A 13,992-nucleotide genomic window follows, 5' to 3' on the forward strand; every position below is an offset into this window, starting at 1 on the left:
CGTGACGACCACGGACCTCCCGAGAGCCGCGCGCGTGCGCGAAGCCGTCGACCGCCGGTTCGGCTTCCTCGACACCCTCGGCGACCAGATCCTCTTCTTCCTCCGCGCGATCGCCTGGATCCCGCGGGCGATCCACCGCTACCTGCGCGAGATCGTGCGCCTGCTCGCCGAAGTCAGCTTCGGCAGCGGGGCGCTGGCCGTCATCGGCGGCACGATCGGCGTGATGATCGGGATGACCGTCGCCACCGGCACGGTCGTCGGCCTGCAGGGCTACTCCGCGCTCAACCAGGTCGGGACGTCGGCGTTCGCCGGGTTCGTCTCCGCCTACTTCAACACCCGTGAGATCGCCCCGCTCGTCTCCGGCCTCGCGCTGTCCGCCACCGTCGGCTGCGGGTTCACCGCGCAGCTCGGCGCGATGCGGATCTCCGAGGAGATCGACGCCCTCGAGGTCATGGGCATCCCCAGCGTCCCGTACCTGGTGACGACCCGGGTGATCGCCGGATTCCTCGCCGTCATCCCGCTCTACGCCATCGGGCTGCTCTCGAGCTACCTCGCTTCGCGGCAGATCACCGTGTGGTTCTTCGGCCAGTCCGCGGGCACCTACGACCACTACTTCCTGCTGTTCCTGCCGCCCGGCGACGTCCTGTGGTCGTTCGGGAAGGTACTGGTGTTCAGCGTCGTCGTGGTCCTGGCGCACTGCTACTACGGCTTCCGCGCGAGCGGCGGCCCGGCCGGCGTCGGCGTCGCGGTGGGCCGCGCGGTCCGCACCGCGATCGTCGCGATCAGCGTGCTCGACTTCTTCCTGTCCCTGGCCATCTGGGGCGCGACGACGACCGTGCAGGTGGCCGGATGAGCCGGGACACCCGCCGCAAGGCCGGGATCCGCACCGCGGGCGTGCTGTTCCTGGTGGTGATGGGCGTGCTCGTCACGCTCTCCATCAAGGTGTACGACAAGGACTTCGTCAGCACCGTCCCGGTGACGCTCAAGACGAGCCGCATCGGCAACCAGCTGTCCGCGGGCGGGCAGGTCAAGGCCCGCGGCGTGCTCGTCGGGGAGATCCGCGACGTCCGCGCGACCCCGCAGGGCGCCGAGATAGCGCTTGCTCTCGAGCCCGGCAAGGTGGACATGCTGCCGCGCAACGTTTCCGCGTTGCTCGTGCCGAAGACGCTGTTCGGCGAGCGGTACGTCCAGCTGTCCATCCCGGACGGCGCCCGCGCCCCGCACCTGACCGCCGGCGACACGATCGAGCAGGACCGTTCGGCGAACGCGATCGAGCTGGAACGCGTCTTCGACAACCTGCTGCCGGTGCTGCAGGCCGTCCAGCCGCAGAAGCTCGCGACCACGCTGACCGCGGTGTCGACGGCGCTGCAGGGCCGCGGCGAACAGCTCGGGAAGACGATCGGCACCGCGGACGCGTACCTGAAGAACTTCAACCCCGACCTCCCCCAGCTGACGGCGGACATCCACGACCTCGCCACCGTCTCCAACCTCTACGGCGACATCGCGCCCGATCTCCTGGACGCGCTCACCGCGTCCGCCGTCACGCTCAACACCGTCAAGGAGAAGCAAAGCGAGCTGACCGGGGTCTACCAGCAGGTGACCTCGTCTTCGCGGGAGGTCACGGACTTCCTGGCGAACAACCGCGGCAACCTCATCTCCCTGGCCGCCGACAGCCGCGCGCCGCTGGAGGTCGCCGCGAAGTACTCCCCCAGCTTCGCCTGCACCCTCGCTTCGCTCAACGCACTGAGGAAATCCATGGACCAGGTGCTCGGCGCCGGCACCGGTGAGCCGGGCCTGCACGCCGACGTCGCCGTCACCGCCGACAGCGGGAAGTACCTGCCGGGCAAGGACGATCCGCGCTACACCGCCGGCGGCGAGCCGCGCTGCTACCCCTCCGGCGTGGCCCCGACGATCGGCACCGCGGCCGCGGCGCCCGGCACCACCGGGCACCCGCTGCTGACCGGCGGGCAGGGCGACCTCGGCGTCGCCAACTCGCCGCAGGAGCAGCAGCTGCTGGCCACCCTGGTCGCGCCGTCGATCGGCGTGCCCGCCGCCGACGTCCCGGCGTGGAGCAGCGTGCTGGTCGGGCCGCTCTACCGCGGCACGGAGGTGAAGCTCAAGTGAGGAACATCATCGCCCCGCTGCTCAAGAGCATCATCTTCATCGCCGTCACGGCGATCGCGACGACGCTGCTGGCCGTGTCCATCACGAACACCGGAGTCGGCGCCTCCGAGCGCTACACCGCGAAGTTCCTCGACGCGACTTCGCTCAACGTCGGCGACGACGTCCGCATCTCCGGTGTCCGCGTCGGCCAGGTCGAGTCCCTCGACATCAGCGACCACAACCGGGCATTGGTCGCGTTCTCCCTCGACCAGGGACGGCGGCTGCCCGCCGACGTGAAGGCGGTCATCAAGTACCGCAACATGGTCGGCCAGCGCTACATCGCGCTGGAGCGCGGGAGCACCGCGACCCGGGAGCAGTTGCCCGAGGGCGGGGAGATCCCGCTGGAGCGCACGACCCCGGCGCTGGACCTGACCGACCTGTTCAACGGCTTCAAGCCGCTGTTCCAGGCGCTGTCGCCGAACGACGTCAACGAGCTGTCCGGCGAGATCGTCCAGGTGCTGCAGGGCGAAGGCGGCACCGTCGAAAGCCTGCTCGCGCACACCGGTTCGCTGACCACCACCCTCGCCGGGCGCGACAAGGTGATCGGCGAGGTGATCGGGAACCTGAACTCGGTGCTGAAGACGGTCAACGGCAAGGGCGACGCGCTGGCGAACCTCGTGTCGACCCTGCGGCAGCTGGTGTCCGGGCTGGCCGGCGACCGCGCCGCGATCGGCGACGCGATCAGCGGGATCGGCGACCTCACGCGGTCCACCGCCGGGTTGTTCGAGCAGGCCCGGCCGCCGCTGAAGGACAGCATCGCCGGGCTGAAGGGCCTGGCCGGCGGCCTGGTCCAGAACCAGTCCGATGTGGACAGCTTCCTGACCAACCTGCCGGTGAAGTTCACCGAGATCGGCCGGGTGGCCTCCTACGGCTCGTGGATGAACTTCTTCCTCTGCCGCGCCACCCTGGTCACCACGCCGCCGCGCGGCGTGATCGTCCCGACGCCGAGGTGCGAGCCGTGAAGTCCTTCAAGGAGCGCAATCCGATCGTCCTCGGCGCGATCGGCAGCGTCGCGCTTGCCGCGCTGCTGACCGTCACGTTCAACTACGACAACCTGCCGATCGTCGGCGGCGGCACGACCTACGAGGCCGAGTTCTCCGAGGCCGCCGGCCTGCAGGCGGACGACGAGGTCCGGGTCGCCGGCATCAAGGTCGGCGAGGTCCGCGACGTCGCGCTGGCCGACGACCACGTCCTCGTCACCTTCCGGGTCAAGAACGCCTGGATCGGCGACCGGACCTCGGCCGAGATCAAGATCAAGACGTTGCTGGGCCGCAAGTTCCTCGCGCTGAACCCGACCGGCGACGACGTCCAGGACCCGGACCGGCCGATCCCGCGGTCCCGGACGGTCACGCCCTACGACGTCACCGACGCCTTCAACGGGCTGGCCGACACCGTCGGCGCGATCGACACCAAGCAGCTCGCGGACAGCTTCACGACGTTGTCGGACACCTTCCGCAACTCCCCCGAGCACGTCCGCAGCGCGCTCGACGGGCTTTCCCGGCTCTCGCAGACAGTGTCCAGCCGCGACAGCCAGATCGCCGAGCTGCTCGCGAACGCGCGGCAGCTGACCACGACGCTGGCGAACTCGAACGACGACTTCGAGAAGCTCATCGACGACGGGAACCTCTTGCTCACCGAGCTCAACCGGCGCCGCGACGCGATCCACGACCTGCTGACCGGCTCGGCGCGGCTGGCCGAGCAGCTCCAGGGGCTGGTGAAGGACAACGCCGAGCAGCTCCGGCCCGCGCTGCAGTCGCTGAGCCAGGTGACCGACCTGCTCAAGCGGCAGAACGACAACCTGACCAAGGGCCTGCAGCTGGCCGGGCCGTACTTCCGGGTGGTCACCAACACGACCGGCAACGGCCGCTGGATCGACGCCTACCTCTGCGGGCTGATCCCGGAGAACCACGACCCGTGCACCGTGCCGAAGAACCCGGGAGGGACGAAGTGAGCGCGCTGACGACCACCCGCGCCGGTGTCCTCACGAGCCGGTTCATCGCCGCCGCCCTGCTGCTCGCCCTCGTCGTGACGGCCGCGCTGTGGTGGGTGTTCTCCGGCAGCGGGCAGCACCACGTGACCGCCTTCTTCACCCGCGCGGTCGGGGTCTACGCCGGGTCCGACGTCCGGGTGCTCGGCGTCCGGATCGGCCAGGTCGACGCGGTCACCCCGCGCGGCGAGCAGGTGCAGGTGGACATGACGGTCGACGGCTCGGTCGGCATCGCCGAGGACACCACGGTCCTGGTGATCGCGCCCAGCGTCGTCGCCGACCGGTACGTCCAGTTCGCCAAGCCGGCCCGCGGCGGGCCGCGGCTGCCGGACGGCGCGTCGATCCCGGTGCGGCGCACCGCGACCCCGGTGGAACTCGACCAGCTCTACGCCAGCCTCGACTCGCTGTCGAAGGCGCTCGGCCCCAACGGCGCCAACTCCCAGGGCGCGCTGTCGGACCTGCTCAAGACCGGCGCGCAGAACCTGCAGGGCAACGGCCGCGCGTTCAACGACAGCGTGCGCAACTTCGCGCAGCTGGCGCGCACGCTGGCCGGGAACTCGGGCGACCTGTTCGGCACGGTCGACGAACTCCAGCAGTTCACCACCATGCTGGCCACCAACGACCAGCAGGTCGGCACCGTCAACCAGCAGCTGTCGCAGATCTCGGGCACCCTGGCCGCCAACAGCGGCGAGCTGGCGAAGGCCCTCGACGGCCTCGGCCACGCGCTCGCCGATGTCCAGGCGTTCATCCGGGACAACCGCGGCGCGCTCAAGTCCAATGTGGACAACCTGGTGACGACCACCCGGACGCTCGTCGAACAGCGCGCTTCGCTGGCCGGCACGATCGACGCCGTCCCGCTGGCGGTGACGAACGTGCTCAACGCGGTCGACCCGAAGACCGGGCGGCTGCTCGGGCGCGAGAACCCCGACTACTACCTCACCGCGCTGCCGCTGCCGGTCACCGGCGACGTCTACACCAACGGGGGTGGGCGGTGAAACGGGTCCTCGCCACCGCGGCCGTCGGGTGCCTGCTGCTCGCGGGCTGCTCGTCGGGCGAGTTCAAGGGTGTCTACGACCTGCCGCTGCCCGGCGGCGCCGACGTCGGCGACCACCCGTACTCGGTCACCGTGCAGTTCGCGGACGTGCTCGACCTGGTGCCGCAGGCCGCGGTGAAGGTCGGCGACGTCCCGGTCGGGCGGGTGCGCGAGATCCGGCTGGGCGGCGACGGCTGGACGGCCGAAACCGTGCTGGAGGTCAACGGCGACGTCGTGCTGCCCGCCAACGCGATCGCGCGGCTGCGCCAGTCCAGCCTGCTCGGCGAGAAGTTCGTCGAGCTGGCCCCGCCGGACGGCTCGCCGCCGGGTGCCGGGACCGCGCGGCTGGCGGACAAGGCCACGATCACCGTGGACCGCACCAACCGCAACCCCGAGTTCGAAGAGATCTTCGGCGCGCTTTCGCTGCTGCTCAACGGCGGCGGCATCGGGCAGCTGCAGACGATCAACCGCGAGCTGTCCAAGGTGATGGACGGCAACGAGGAGCAGATCCGCTCGTTCCTGTCCGGGGTCAACACCCTGATGACGGATCTGGACGCGCACCGCTCGGACATCACCGAAGCCCTCGACGGCATGAACCGGCTGTCGGCGACGCTCGCGAACCGCCACAGCCAGGTCTCCGGCGCCCTGACCGACCTGACGCCGGGGCTGCAGTCGCTCAGCGACCAGCGCACCCAGCTCGTCTCGATGCTGCAGGCGCTCGACCGGCTCTCGACCGTGGCCACCGACGTCGTCGACCGCAGCCGCGACGACATGGTCGCCGACCTGCGGGCGCTCGCGCCGATCCTGGGGCAGCTGGCCGCGGCCGGCGAAAACCTGCCGCAGTCGCTGCAGCTGCTGCCGACGTTCCCGTTCCCGGACTCGGTGCTCCCCGCGGTGAAGGGCGACTACATCAACACCTTCGCCAGGATGATCCCGGCGCCCGGCGTGCCGCTGCCCCCGCCCGGCGAGGGCGTGCCGCCGGGGCTGCCGCCGCTCCCGCTCCCCTCGGGAGGCCAGTGATGCTTACCCGCAGAGTCCGGATCCAGGTGGTCCTGTTCATCGTGATCGCGCTGGCCACGACGGCGTTCGTCGGCGCGAACTACGCCGGTCTCGGCCGGCTGTTCGGCTCCGGCAGCTACACGGTCAAGCTCGAGCTGGCCGAAGGCGGCGGGCTGTTCACGAACGGCGAGGTGACCTACCGCGGCGTCGCCGTCGGCCGCGTCGGCGAACTGCGGCTCACCCTCACCGGGACCGAAGCCGACCTGCTGATCGACGACGGCGCCCCGCCCATCCCGGCGGATTCGAAAGCCGTGGTGGCGAACCGGTCGGCGGTCGGCGAGCAGTACGTCGACCTGCAGCCGCGCACGTCGGGCGGGCCGTTCCTGACCGGGGACTCGGTCATCCAGCGCGAGTCGACCACCCTGCCGCTGCCGGTGAACAGCCTGCTGACCGACCTGGACTCGTTCACGGCATCGGTGCCGACGCAGGACCTGCGCACGGTGGTGGACGAGCTCGACGACGCCCTGCGCGGCGCGGGCCCGGACCTGCAGACGCTGATGGATTCGGCGACGACGTTCACCCAGGAGGCGAGCGCGCACCTGCCGCAGACGTCGAAGCTGATCGGCGACGGCGCGACGGTGCTGCGCACGCAGGTCGACTCGTCGGCGGAGTGGCGCTCGTTCAGCGGCAACGCCCGCGTGTTCGCCCAGCAGCTGGCCAAGTCCGACGGTGACCTGAGGCGCCTGATCGCGACCGCGCCCCCGGCGGCGACGGAGCTTTCGTCGCTGCTGAAGGAGAACGACCCGGGCCTGCCGATCGTGCTGGCCAACCTGCTGACGACGGCGCGGGTGTTCGGCACCCGCACCGCGGCGGAGGAGACGCTGCTGGCGAACGTCCCCCGCGCGGTGGCGGCGGTCGGCTCGGCCATCGACAACGATCGGCACGAGCTGCGGATGGGCCTGGTGCTGAACTTCAACAACCCGCCTTCGTGCCTGCAGGGCTACGAGGACACCCCGCACCGGTCGAGCCGGGACCTTTCGCCGTTGCCGCTGAACACCGACGCGGCGTGCACGCTGCCGTACGGCAACGAGAGCTCGGTGCGCGGCACGCAGAACGCGCCGCACCCGCCGGTCCCGGACGCGGTGCCGGTGGGCCCGCTGACGATCGGCACGCAGGCGACGAACACGACCATGGAGGAGATGCTGTGGCTGCGCTGAAGCCGATGGCGGCGGCGGTCTCCCTGGCCGCGGCGGTGTTCGCGGGCTGGTCCGGCTGGTCCTGGTACGCGGCGGCCCACGAACCGGCGGTGACCTACGGTGCTGCCCGCGACGAGGCACTGGCGAGCGGCCGGACGCTGGTGGCGGAACTCAACAGCCTGGACTACCACGACGTCGACGGCGGGCTGGCGCGGTGGCTGTCGGCGTCGACGGGTCCGCTGCACGATCAGCTGGCCCGGACGGACGCGCAGACGAAGCAGGCGCTGGCGGCGAACTCGACGGTGTCGACGGGACGGGTTCTGGACGCGGCGGTGAGCGAGCTGGACGAGCACGCGGGGACGGCGAAGCTGCTGGCCTCGGTGGAGATCACGATGGCGAAGCAGGGAGCGGCCCCGGCGGTGAAGCGCAACCGGTTCGCTGCGGCACTGGCACGGACGGCGGACGGGTGGAAGCTGAGCGCGCTCGACCAGCTGGCGGTGGGGAGCCGATGAACCGCGCGAAGACGGTGGACGAGGTGGAGAACGAGGACCTCGAACGCGGCCCGGACGCAGCCGAGCAGCCGGTCGCAGTCACGATCAGTGAGGAGGCGGGCGAGCCGGAACTCGACGAGTCCGAAACCGAAGCAGCCGAGCCCGTCCCTGCCAAGACCCGCCCGGTCTGGCTCCGGCTCCCCGCCCTCCTCCTCGCCGCCGCCGTCGTCCTCACCGGCGCCGGCACCTGGTTCACCGTCGAAGCCCACTCCGCCGCCGCCACCTCCGCCGCGGCCAACCTCGCGCTCACCGATGTCGGTGCCACCGCCGATGTCACCTCCGCGATCACCCTCGCCGTGAACCGGATCTTCTCCTATTCCTACGATCGGACCGACGTCACCGAAAAGGCCGCCGCCGCGGTGCTGCGCGGTGCCGCCAAGGATTCGTACGACAAGCTCTTCGCCCAGGTGCGGCAGAAAGCGCCCGAGCAGAAACTCGTCCTCACTTCGCGCGTTTCGGCTATCGCCGTCCAGGAACTCCGGGACAATCACGCGCGGTTACTCGTCTTTCTCGATCAATCAGCCGTACGGGCCGACAACAATGCGACCGACAACGCGGCGGCGCAGCTTTCCGTGACCGCCGAACGCACCGGCGGCACGTGGACGATAACCGCACTCGAACCGCGCTGAAACACCGAGCACTTCACCGTTTCCGGGAGCACCCGGGACGGACGGGAAAACGCAAAGGGAGAACAACTATGTCCGTGGCAACGCAGCTGAGGAGACTGGCCGTCCTCACGTCGGCGGCGGCACTCGTGCTGACCGGGGTCGCCGTGACCCCGGCGTCGGCCGACGTCATCCCGATCCCCGTGTCCTACAAGGTGACCGGCAGCACCACGGTGAAGAAGACCGGCAGCACCATGAAGCTCGGCCCCGGCTCGCTCAAGGGCAACCTGCTCATCGACGACCAGACCGGGTCGGTCGGGCTCAGCGCGGACCTGGCGCTGCCGCCGTCGCAGGCCGACATTTCGCTGCTGGCGGGCATCTTCCGGATCAAGGCCAAGGTCAAGGTCATCCCGCTCGGCCCGGCCACCGGCACCATCGCCGACGGCAACCTGGTCACGAAGGCCAAGGCCAACATGCAGATCTACGACATCTGGGCCGGCCCGATCGTGCCGATCTTCCCGCTGCCGACCGTGCCGGGCAGCTGCACGACGAAGACCCCGCTCGACCTGACGCTGTCCGCGCAGAACATCGACATCACCGCGCCGGCCATCACGGTGACCGGGACCTACACCATCCCCGAGTTCTCCAACTGCTTCATCGCCGACATCGCGCTCGGCGCCCTGGTTTCGGGGCCGGGCAACACCATTTCGCTCGACCTGGCCAGCGACGCCACCTGAGCCTGACCCGGGTGGCGGGCCGTCAAGCCCGCCACCCGCCGGCTCAGCAGGGCGCGGCCGGGTCTTCCTTCAGCGCGAAGCTGTCGTTGTCCCCGGCCGAAACGGCGAACACCGGCCCGCACGAGAGCGGGGCCGTCTCCCCGACGAAGTTCGAGCCCCAGACCACGATGTCGCCGTTGGTCTTGTAGGCCACGTTGTGGTTGAACCCGGCGTCGATGCCCGCGACGTCCGACAGGGCCTCCGGCGGCACCTCGGTCTGGTGGAAGTTGTCGCGGCCCCACGCGTACACACGGCCCGCCTTCAGCGCCAGGCTGTGGTTGAACCCGGCCGAAACCGCGGTGACACCGGAAGAAAGCCCGGCCGGCACGGTCGTCTGGCCGTAGGTGTTGCTGCCCCAGGCCAGCACGCCGCCGTTCTTGAGCGCCAGGTTGTGGTCGCCACCGGCGGAAATCGCGGTGACGCCGGACTGCGCCGACGCCGGCACGTCGGTCCGCGTTCCCCAGCTCACCACCAGCCCGCCTTGCTTGAGCGCCAGGCTGTGCATGTTGGACGTCGAGATCGCGATCACGCCGCTCGACACCGACGCGGGCAGCGTGGTCTGGCCGTACCAGTTGTTTCCCCAGGCGATGACCTTGCCGCTCTTGAGCGCCAGCTCGTGGCCCCAGCCCGACGCGATCTGGCTGACGCCGGAGGTCGCCGCCGCGGGGATTTCGTTGGCGCCCCAGTTGTTCGCGCCCCACGCGAGGACCGCGCCACCCTTGAGCGCCAGCGCCGTCGTGCTGCCCGCCGACACGGCGGTGACGCCGGTCAGCGCGGCCGGCGGCGGGATCGTGACGTCGTAATCCGGTTTGCCCCAGGCGATCACGCCGCCCACCGTGGCCGCGGACGCGGGCTGGGCGAGCGACGAGACGGCCAGCGCCGCCGTCAGCGCGAATGCGGCACGTGTGAATGACACCCGTCCACAACGTGAAGAACCCGGCACGATAGCCTCATTTCTCCGGTTTCGTTATCCGTGATTGCCCTCGCAAGATCACAAATGGTAGACCGTAGCCGACGGCGGATCGCCGCCGCGGGCGTTCTTTGTCACGATCCGCCAAATCCGGCGGCACCGCTGCGCGGCTTCGCACAAGAATTCAACGAAGCACTCCGGCGGCTCACCCGTGGGGGTCCAGAAGTCTTGTTCCGTAGTGAACTGGCGAGTAGCCTCGATTTCGGCAGATGGACCTCCACCTCGCACGCCGGTGAATCGCGTCCCGCCGCCCGGGGCAATCGGGGCGGGTGAAGCGATGGGGGATCAACGGCAGCGGGCAATCGATCAGCCAAAGCCGAGACTGAACTGAATCAAAGGAGATGACAGGCATGTCCCGACTCAGCAGACTGTCCGCCGGTATCGCCACGACCGCGACCGCCATCGGCGCCATCGCGGTGCTGACCGCGGGTACCGCGGCCGCCGCCACCGTCACCTACGCCGCCGGGGGCACGGCGGGCATCACCTACAACTGCACCTTCCCCGGCATCTCGCCGCAGCCGGTCGCGATCACCGCGCACCTCGACGCGCCGGACGTCGTCGGCGTCGGCACCACTGTCACGCCGAGCAACGTCGGCGGCTCGGCGACGATCAGCTCGACCGTCCACTCGCTGCTGACCGCGGTCGGCTACGACGGCATCCGGGGCAAGGCGACGGTGCCGGTGACGGCGTCGTCGGGCACGCTGTCGCAGCCGTCGGCCACCGGGCTGAACATCCCGGAGGTGATCTACCCGACCGGCGGGGCGATCACGGTGGTCATTTCGCAGGACTCGGGCTCCAGCATCCCGAGCTGGACCGCGCCGGCCACGGCGGGCACCGCCACCCTGTCGCTGACGAGCGGGCTGTCGGCGAACCTGGAGTTCCACAAGAAGTCGACCAACACCTGGTCGGCGTGGACGATGAACTGCACCCTCAAGGTGACCAGCCCGGCGCAGAACACCGCGTTCAGCCCGAGCATCACCGTTTCCTGACCGGGTTTCCCGGTGCGGGCACCCGCCCGCACCGGGACCACCCCGCCGCTTCCGCACGCACCCAGGGAAACCGATGCCACGTCGAGTCCGGCCCCGCACCCTCACCCTCTCCGCACTGGCAGGCGTCGGCCTGCTGTCCGCGGTGAACGGCGCGCTGACGGGAGTCGGCTCGGCCGCCCCCGCGCCCGCCGTCCCACCGGACACCAAGGCGGCGACGTCGGTGTCGGTGACGTGCCCGTTCGCCGACCCGCCCGGCGCCCGCGCGCTCACCGTCGAAACGTCGGCCACGCTGCCAGCCCAGGCGCGGACCGGGACTTCCCTGGCCCTCGGCGCGTTCTCCGCGAAGCTCACGCTCCCCCGCGACGTCGCGCTGTCGTACCTCCCGGCCGGCGCCACCGCCGGCTCGCTGGCCGGCGAAGTGCAGCTCGATCTCAACGTGCACAAGGACGACCGCGCGGACAAGGTCCCGGTCACCCTCACCGTGCCGGCCACCCCGCTGCCGGAAACCGGCGACGTCACGCTGACCGCGGCCGGCACCGTGCCCGAGATCGCGCTGAACACCGTCGGCGCCGTCACCTTCGACGTCACCGCGCCGTCGCTCGCGCTCGCCGCCGTCCCGCCGCCCGCCGAGCCGGCCGCGAAGCCGGTCGCGTGCGCGCTGGACCCCGAGCAGCAGACGACGCTGGGCAAGGTGCTCGTCCTGCCGAAGGTGACGCCGGGCGCGAAGGCGAAGCAGCAGACCGCGAACGCGGCCGAGCCCGACCCGGGCGACCCGCCGACCGAAGACGAGTTCGCCGTCCCGCTGAGCCTGGTCACGATCCAGACGAAGTCGACGGTCCGGAAGCTCGGCGCGACCGTCACCGCCGACCCCGCGTTCCTGTTCAACGGGTTGTTCATCCTCAACCTGATCGACGGCAGCTCACGGGTGACCGGCTCGACGACGTTCGCCCCGGCGACCGCCACGTTCCTCGGCTTCGGGTTCGTGCCGGTGACCGCGACCGTCGAGTTCCTGCCCGTCGACTACCGGAACAGCAAGATCATCGAGTTCGCCGGCAAGATCACCAGCGACCCGGACACCGGGGCCACCTTCCTGAACACGACGCTGAAGGTGCGGGCCCGGCTGAGCCACGCGAAGGTCAACGGCGTCCCGCTCGACCTCGGGCCCGAGTGCGTGACGAAGGACGACGTGACCCTCACGCTGAGCGGCCCGTACGAGGCGTTCGGCGTCGGCCACATCCGGACGGACGAGAAGAAGGGCTTCGACCTCCCGGAGTTCACCGGCTGCGGCGCCGCCGGCCAGGACCTGAACCCGCTGCTGTCCGGGATGAGCTCGGGCGGGGGCAACCAGGCGTTCGTCGACACGTACAACCTGGTCGTCTGCACCGACCCGGACCACACCCAGTGCCCGGACGGCTCGACGGGGCCTCCGCAGGGCTCCGCCGCGGCGAAGAAGGCGGCGGCCAAGAAACCGAACTGAGGGGATCGCATGAGGATCGGACCGGCCATAGCGGCGGCACTGCTCGTCACCGGCCTGGCGACGGGCACGGCCCACGCCGCGACGACCACGACGGGCACGGGCATGTTGACCTACAACTGCACGTTCCCGGGGGTCACGCCCCAGCCCATGACGCTGATGGCGCAGCTGGACGTCACCGATCCCCATCCGGGTCAGCCGTTCACGGTCACGCCGTACGCCACGGTGACGTACACGGCCGCCGTGAAGTCGTTGCTGAACGCGCTCGGCTACGACCAGGTGCGCGGCTCGCTCAGCACGACGTTCAGCGTCGCCAACGCGACCCCGTCGACCGGGTTCCTCGCGGGCGATTTCCCGGCCAACGCGTTCACGGGCGGCTCGGTCGTCGGTACGCCCCAGGTGTTCACCGCCGGCGGGGCGGGTTCCGTCGGCTTCGCGATGGGCACGGGCATCTCCCAATCCCTCGAGCTGCACAAGAAGTCGACCGGGACGTGGACGCCGTGGGCGTCGAGCTGCACGCTGAAGGTCACCAGCCCGGCGCAGAACACCGCGTTCAGCCCGAGCATCGTGATCTCATGAGGACCGCCATCGCCCTGGCGGCGGCACTCGTCGTCACCGGCCTGACCGCGGGCCCGGCCCACGCCGCGACGACCGCCCAGACCGGCACCCTGAACCACAGCTGCACGTACCCGGGCATCGCCCCGCTGACGTCGACGTTCGCGGGATCGCTCACGGCGCCCGACGCGGTTTCTTCCGGCAATCCGTTCACCGTCACCGGCATCCAGCTGAGCCACGTCATGAGCCCGGCGGTTCGCTCGCTCTTCGTCGCGGCGGGCTACGACCGCGTGCAAGGCTCCTTCGCGGCGACGATCACCGCGACGAACGCGGCCCCGGCCGCGGCGCCGATCTCGGGCAGCTACCCCGACCAGTCGATCACCGCCGCCGGCTCGCTCACGTTGGCCGCGCAGGCCGCCGACGTCACCTTCACCGCGGGCACCCCGGGCTCGATCGTGTTCGGGCTGGGCTCGCCGATCACCGAATCCCTGCAGTTCCACAAGAAGACGACCGACACGTGGGTGCCCATGCAGTCGGTGTGCACGCCGCGGGTGACCGACACGACGTTCCAGCCGGGGATCACCGTCTTCTGACGGGGACGTTCAGCGCGTGTGACGAGCTAGCGTCGCGCGTCCGAGGGTTGTTGACAGCGCCGGGAATGCGGCCCGGCTGTGAAACGACTTGCGACGCGCGA

15 protein-coding genes are annotated in these 13,992 nt (G+C 70.4%); 14 read left to right on the forward strand and 1 reads right to left on the reverse strand.

From position 1 onward, the window contains the following. Position 1 precedes the first annotated feature (1 nt). From H4696_RS24390 to H4696_RS24435, 10 genes are all read left to right on the forward strand, one after another. A complete protein-coding gene (locus H4696_RS24390) occupies positions 2-853 on the forward strand; it encodes an MlaE family ABC transporter permease (RefSeq protein ID WP_086860378.1) in 852 nt (283 codons plus the stop codon). Beyond that, a complete protein-coding gene (locus H4696_RS24395) occupies positions 850-2,124 on the forward strand; it encodes an MCE family protein (RefSeq protein WP_086860380.1) in 1,275 nt (424 codons plus the stop codon). The genes H4696_RS24390 and H4696_RS24395 overlap by 4 nt, the downstream gene beginning before the upstream one ends. Next, positions 2,121-3,125, forward strand: a complete 1,005-nt coding sequence (locus tag H4696_RS24400) for an MCE family protein (RefSeq protein ID WP_086860382.1) — start codon at positions 2,121-2,123, stop codon at positions 3,123-3,125. The genes H4696_RS24395 and H4696_RS24400 overlap by 4 nt, the downstream gene beginning before the upstream one ends. After that, positions 3,122-4,114: an MCE family protein gene (locus tag H4696_RS24405; RefSeq protein WP_086860384.1), complete on the forward strand. Its 993-nt coding sequence runs from the start codon at positions 3,122-3,124 to the stop codon at positions 4,112-4,114. Before H4696_RS24400 ends, H4696_RS24405 begins: the two co-directional genes overlap by 4 nt. Next, entirely contained in the window at positions 4,111-5,145 is a 1,035-nt protein-coding gene (locus H4696_RS24410) for an MCE family protein (RefSeq protein WP_086860386.1), read from the forward strand. Before H4696_RS24405 ends, H4696_RS24410 begins: the two co-directional genes overlap by 4 nt. Next, entirely contained in the window at positions 5,142-6,203 is a 1,062-nt protein-coding gene (locus H4696_RS24415) for an MCE family protein (protein ID WP_086860388.1), read from the forward strand. The genes H4696_RS24410 and H4696_RS24415 overlap by 4 nt, the downstream gene beginning before the upstream one ends. Beyond that, positions 6,203-7,399, forward strand: a complete 1,197-nt coding sequence (locus H4696_RS24420) for an MCE family protein (protein ID WP_086860390.1) — start codon at positions 6,203-6,205, stop codon at positions 7,397-7,399. The genes H4696_RS24415 and H4696_RS24420 overlap by 1 nt, the downstream gene beginning before the upstream one ends. A gap of 5 nt (positions 7,400-7,404) precedes the next feature. Continuing rightward, the gene (locus H4696_RS24425; protein WP_225957181.1) at positions 7,405-7,890 is read left to right on the forward strand and encodes a hypothetical protein; all 486 of its coding nucleotides are present in this window, start codon (positions 7,405-7,407) and stop codon (positions 7,888-7,890) included. Further along, positions 7,887-8,558 (forward strand): hypothetical protein, encoded by a 672-nt coding sequence (locus tag H4696_RS24430; RefSeq protein ID WP_225955794.1) that lies wholly within the window; start codon positions 7,887-7,889, stop codon positions 8,556-8,558. The genes H4696_RS24425 and H4696_RS24430 overlap by 4 nt, the downstream gene beginning before the upstream one ends. A gap of 68 nt (positions 8,559-8,626) precedes the next feature. Continuing rightward, positions 8,627-9,271: a hypothetical protein gene (locus tag H4696_RS24435; RefSeq protein ID WP_086860395.1), complete on the forward strand. Its 645-nt coding sequence runs from the start codon at positions 8,627-8,629 to the stop codon at positions 9,269-9,271. Between the two features lie 43 nt (positions 9,272-9,314). On the opposite strand, the gene H4696_RS24440 is transcribed toward H4696_RS24435, so the two are convergent. Beyond that, the gene (locus H4696_RS24440; protein ID WP_192783064.1) at positions 9,315-10,199 is read right to left on the reverse strand and encodes an RCC1 domain-containing protein; all 885 of its coding nucleotides are present in this window, start codon (positions 10,197-10,199) and stop codon (positions 9,315-9,317) included. A gap of 431 nt (positions 10,200-10,630) precedes the next feature. Here H4696_RS24440 and H4696_RS24445 point away from each other — a divergent pair, with 431 nt between their 5' ends. The 4 genes from H4696_RS24445 to H4696_RS24460 all read left to right on the forward strand — a co-directional run bounded on the left by H4696_RS24445 (position 10,631) and on the right by H4696_RS24460 (position 13,891). Next, positions 10,631-11,269, forward strand: a complete 639-nt coding sequence (locus H4696_RS24445) for a DUF6801 domain-containing protein (RefSeq protein ID WP_086865556.1) — start codon at positions 10,631-10,633, stop codon at positions 11,267-11,269. A 73-nt stretch (positions 11,270-11,342) separates the two neighbouring features. Further along, positions 11,343-12,746 (forward strand): DUF6801 domain-containing protein, encoded by a 1,404-nt coding sequence (locus tag H4696_RS24450; RefSeq protein WP_086865557.1) that lies wholly within the window; start codon positions 11,343-11,345, stop codon positions 12,744-12,746. Positions 12,747-12,755: 9 nt separating this feature from the next. Then, complete coding sequence (locus tag H4696_RS24455; protein WP_225955795.1) at positions 12,756-13,322, forward strand: hypothetical protein; 567 nt, start codon at positions 12,756-12,758, stop codon at positions 13,320-13,322. Continuing rightward, positions 13,319-13,891 (forward strand): DUF6801 domain-containing protein, encoded by a 573-nt coding sequence (locus tag H4696_RS24460; RefSeq protein ID WP_086865558.1) that lies wholly within the window; start codon positions 13,319-13,321, stop codon positions 13,889-13,891. The genes H4696_RS24455 and H4696_RS24460 overlap by 4 nt, the downstream gene beginning before the upstream one ends. Positions 13,892-13,992: the final 101 nt, after the last annotated feature.

Source organism: Amycolatopsis lexingtonensis (assembly GCF_014873755.1).
In the GTDB taxonomy this organism is placed as follows: Bacteria; Actinomycetota; Actinomycetes; order Mycobacteriales; family Pseudonocardiaceae; genus Amycolatopsis; species Amycolatopsis lexingtonensis.

Bases quoted from the DNA above. Each gene is read 5' to 3' on its own strand.
- H4696_RS24445 (WP_086865556.1), top strand. From the start codon at position 10,631: ATGTCCCGACTCAGCAGACTGTCCGCCGGTATCGCCACGACCGCGACC.
- H4696_RS24450 (WP_086865557.1), top strand. From the start codon at position 11,343: ATGCCACGTCGAGTCCGGCCCCGCACCCTCACCCTCTCCGCACTGGCA.
- H4696_RS24455 (WP_225955795.1), top strand. From the start codon at position 12,756: ATGAGGATCGGACCGGCCATAGCGGCGGCACTGCTCGTCACCGGCCTG.
- H4696_RS24460 (WP_086865558.1), top strand. From the start codon at position 13,319: ATGAGGACCGCCATCGCCCTGGCGGCGGCACTCGTCGTCACCGGCCTG.
- H4696_RS24395 (WP_086860380.1), top strand. From the start codon at position 850: ATGAGCCGGGACACCCGCCGCAAGGCCGGGATCCGCACCGCGGGCGTG.
- H4696_RS24430 (WP_225955794.1), top strand. From the start codon at position 7,887: ATGAACCGCGCGAAGACGGTGGACGAGGTGGAGAACGAGGACCTCGAA.
- H4696_RS24425 (WP_225957181.1), top strand. From the start codon at position 7,405: ATGGCGGCGGCGGTCTCCCTGGCCGCGGCGGTGTTCGCGGGCTGGTCC.
- H4696_RS24420 (WP_086860390.1), top strand. From the start codon at position 6,203: ATGCTTACCCGCAGAGTCCGGATCCAGGTGGTCCTGTTCATCGTGATC.
- H4696_RS24435 (WP_086860395.1), top strand. From the start codon at position 8,627: ATGTCCGTGGCAACGCAGCTGAGGAGACTGGCCGTCCTCACGTCGGCG.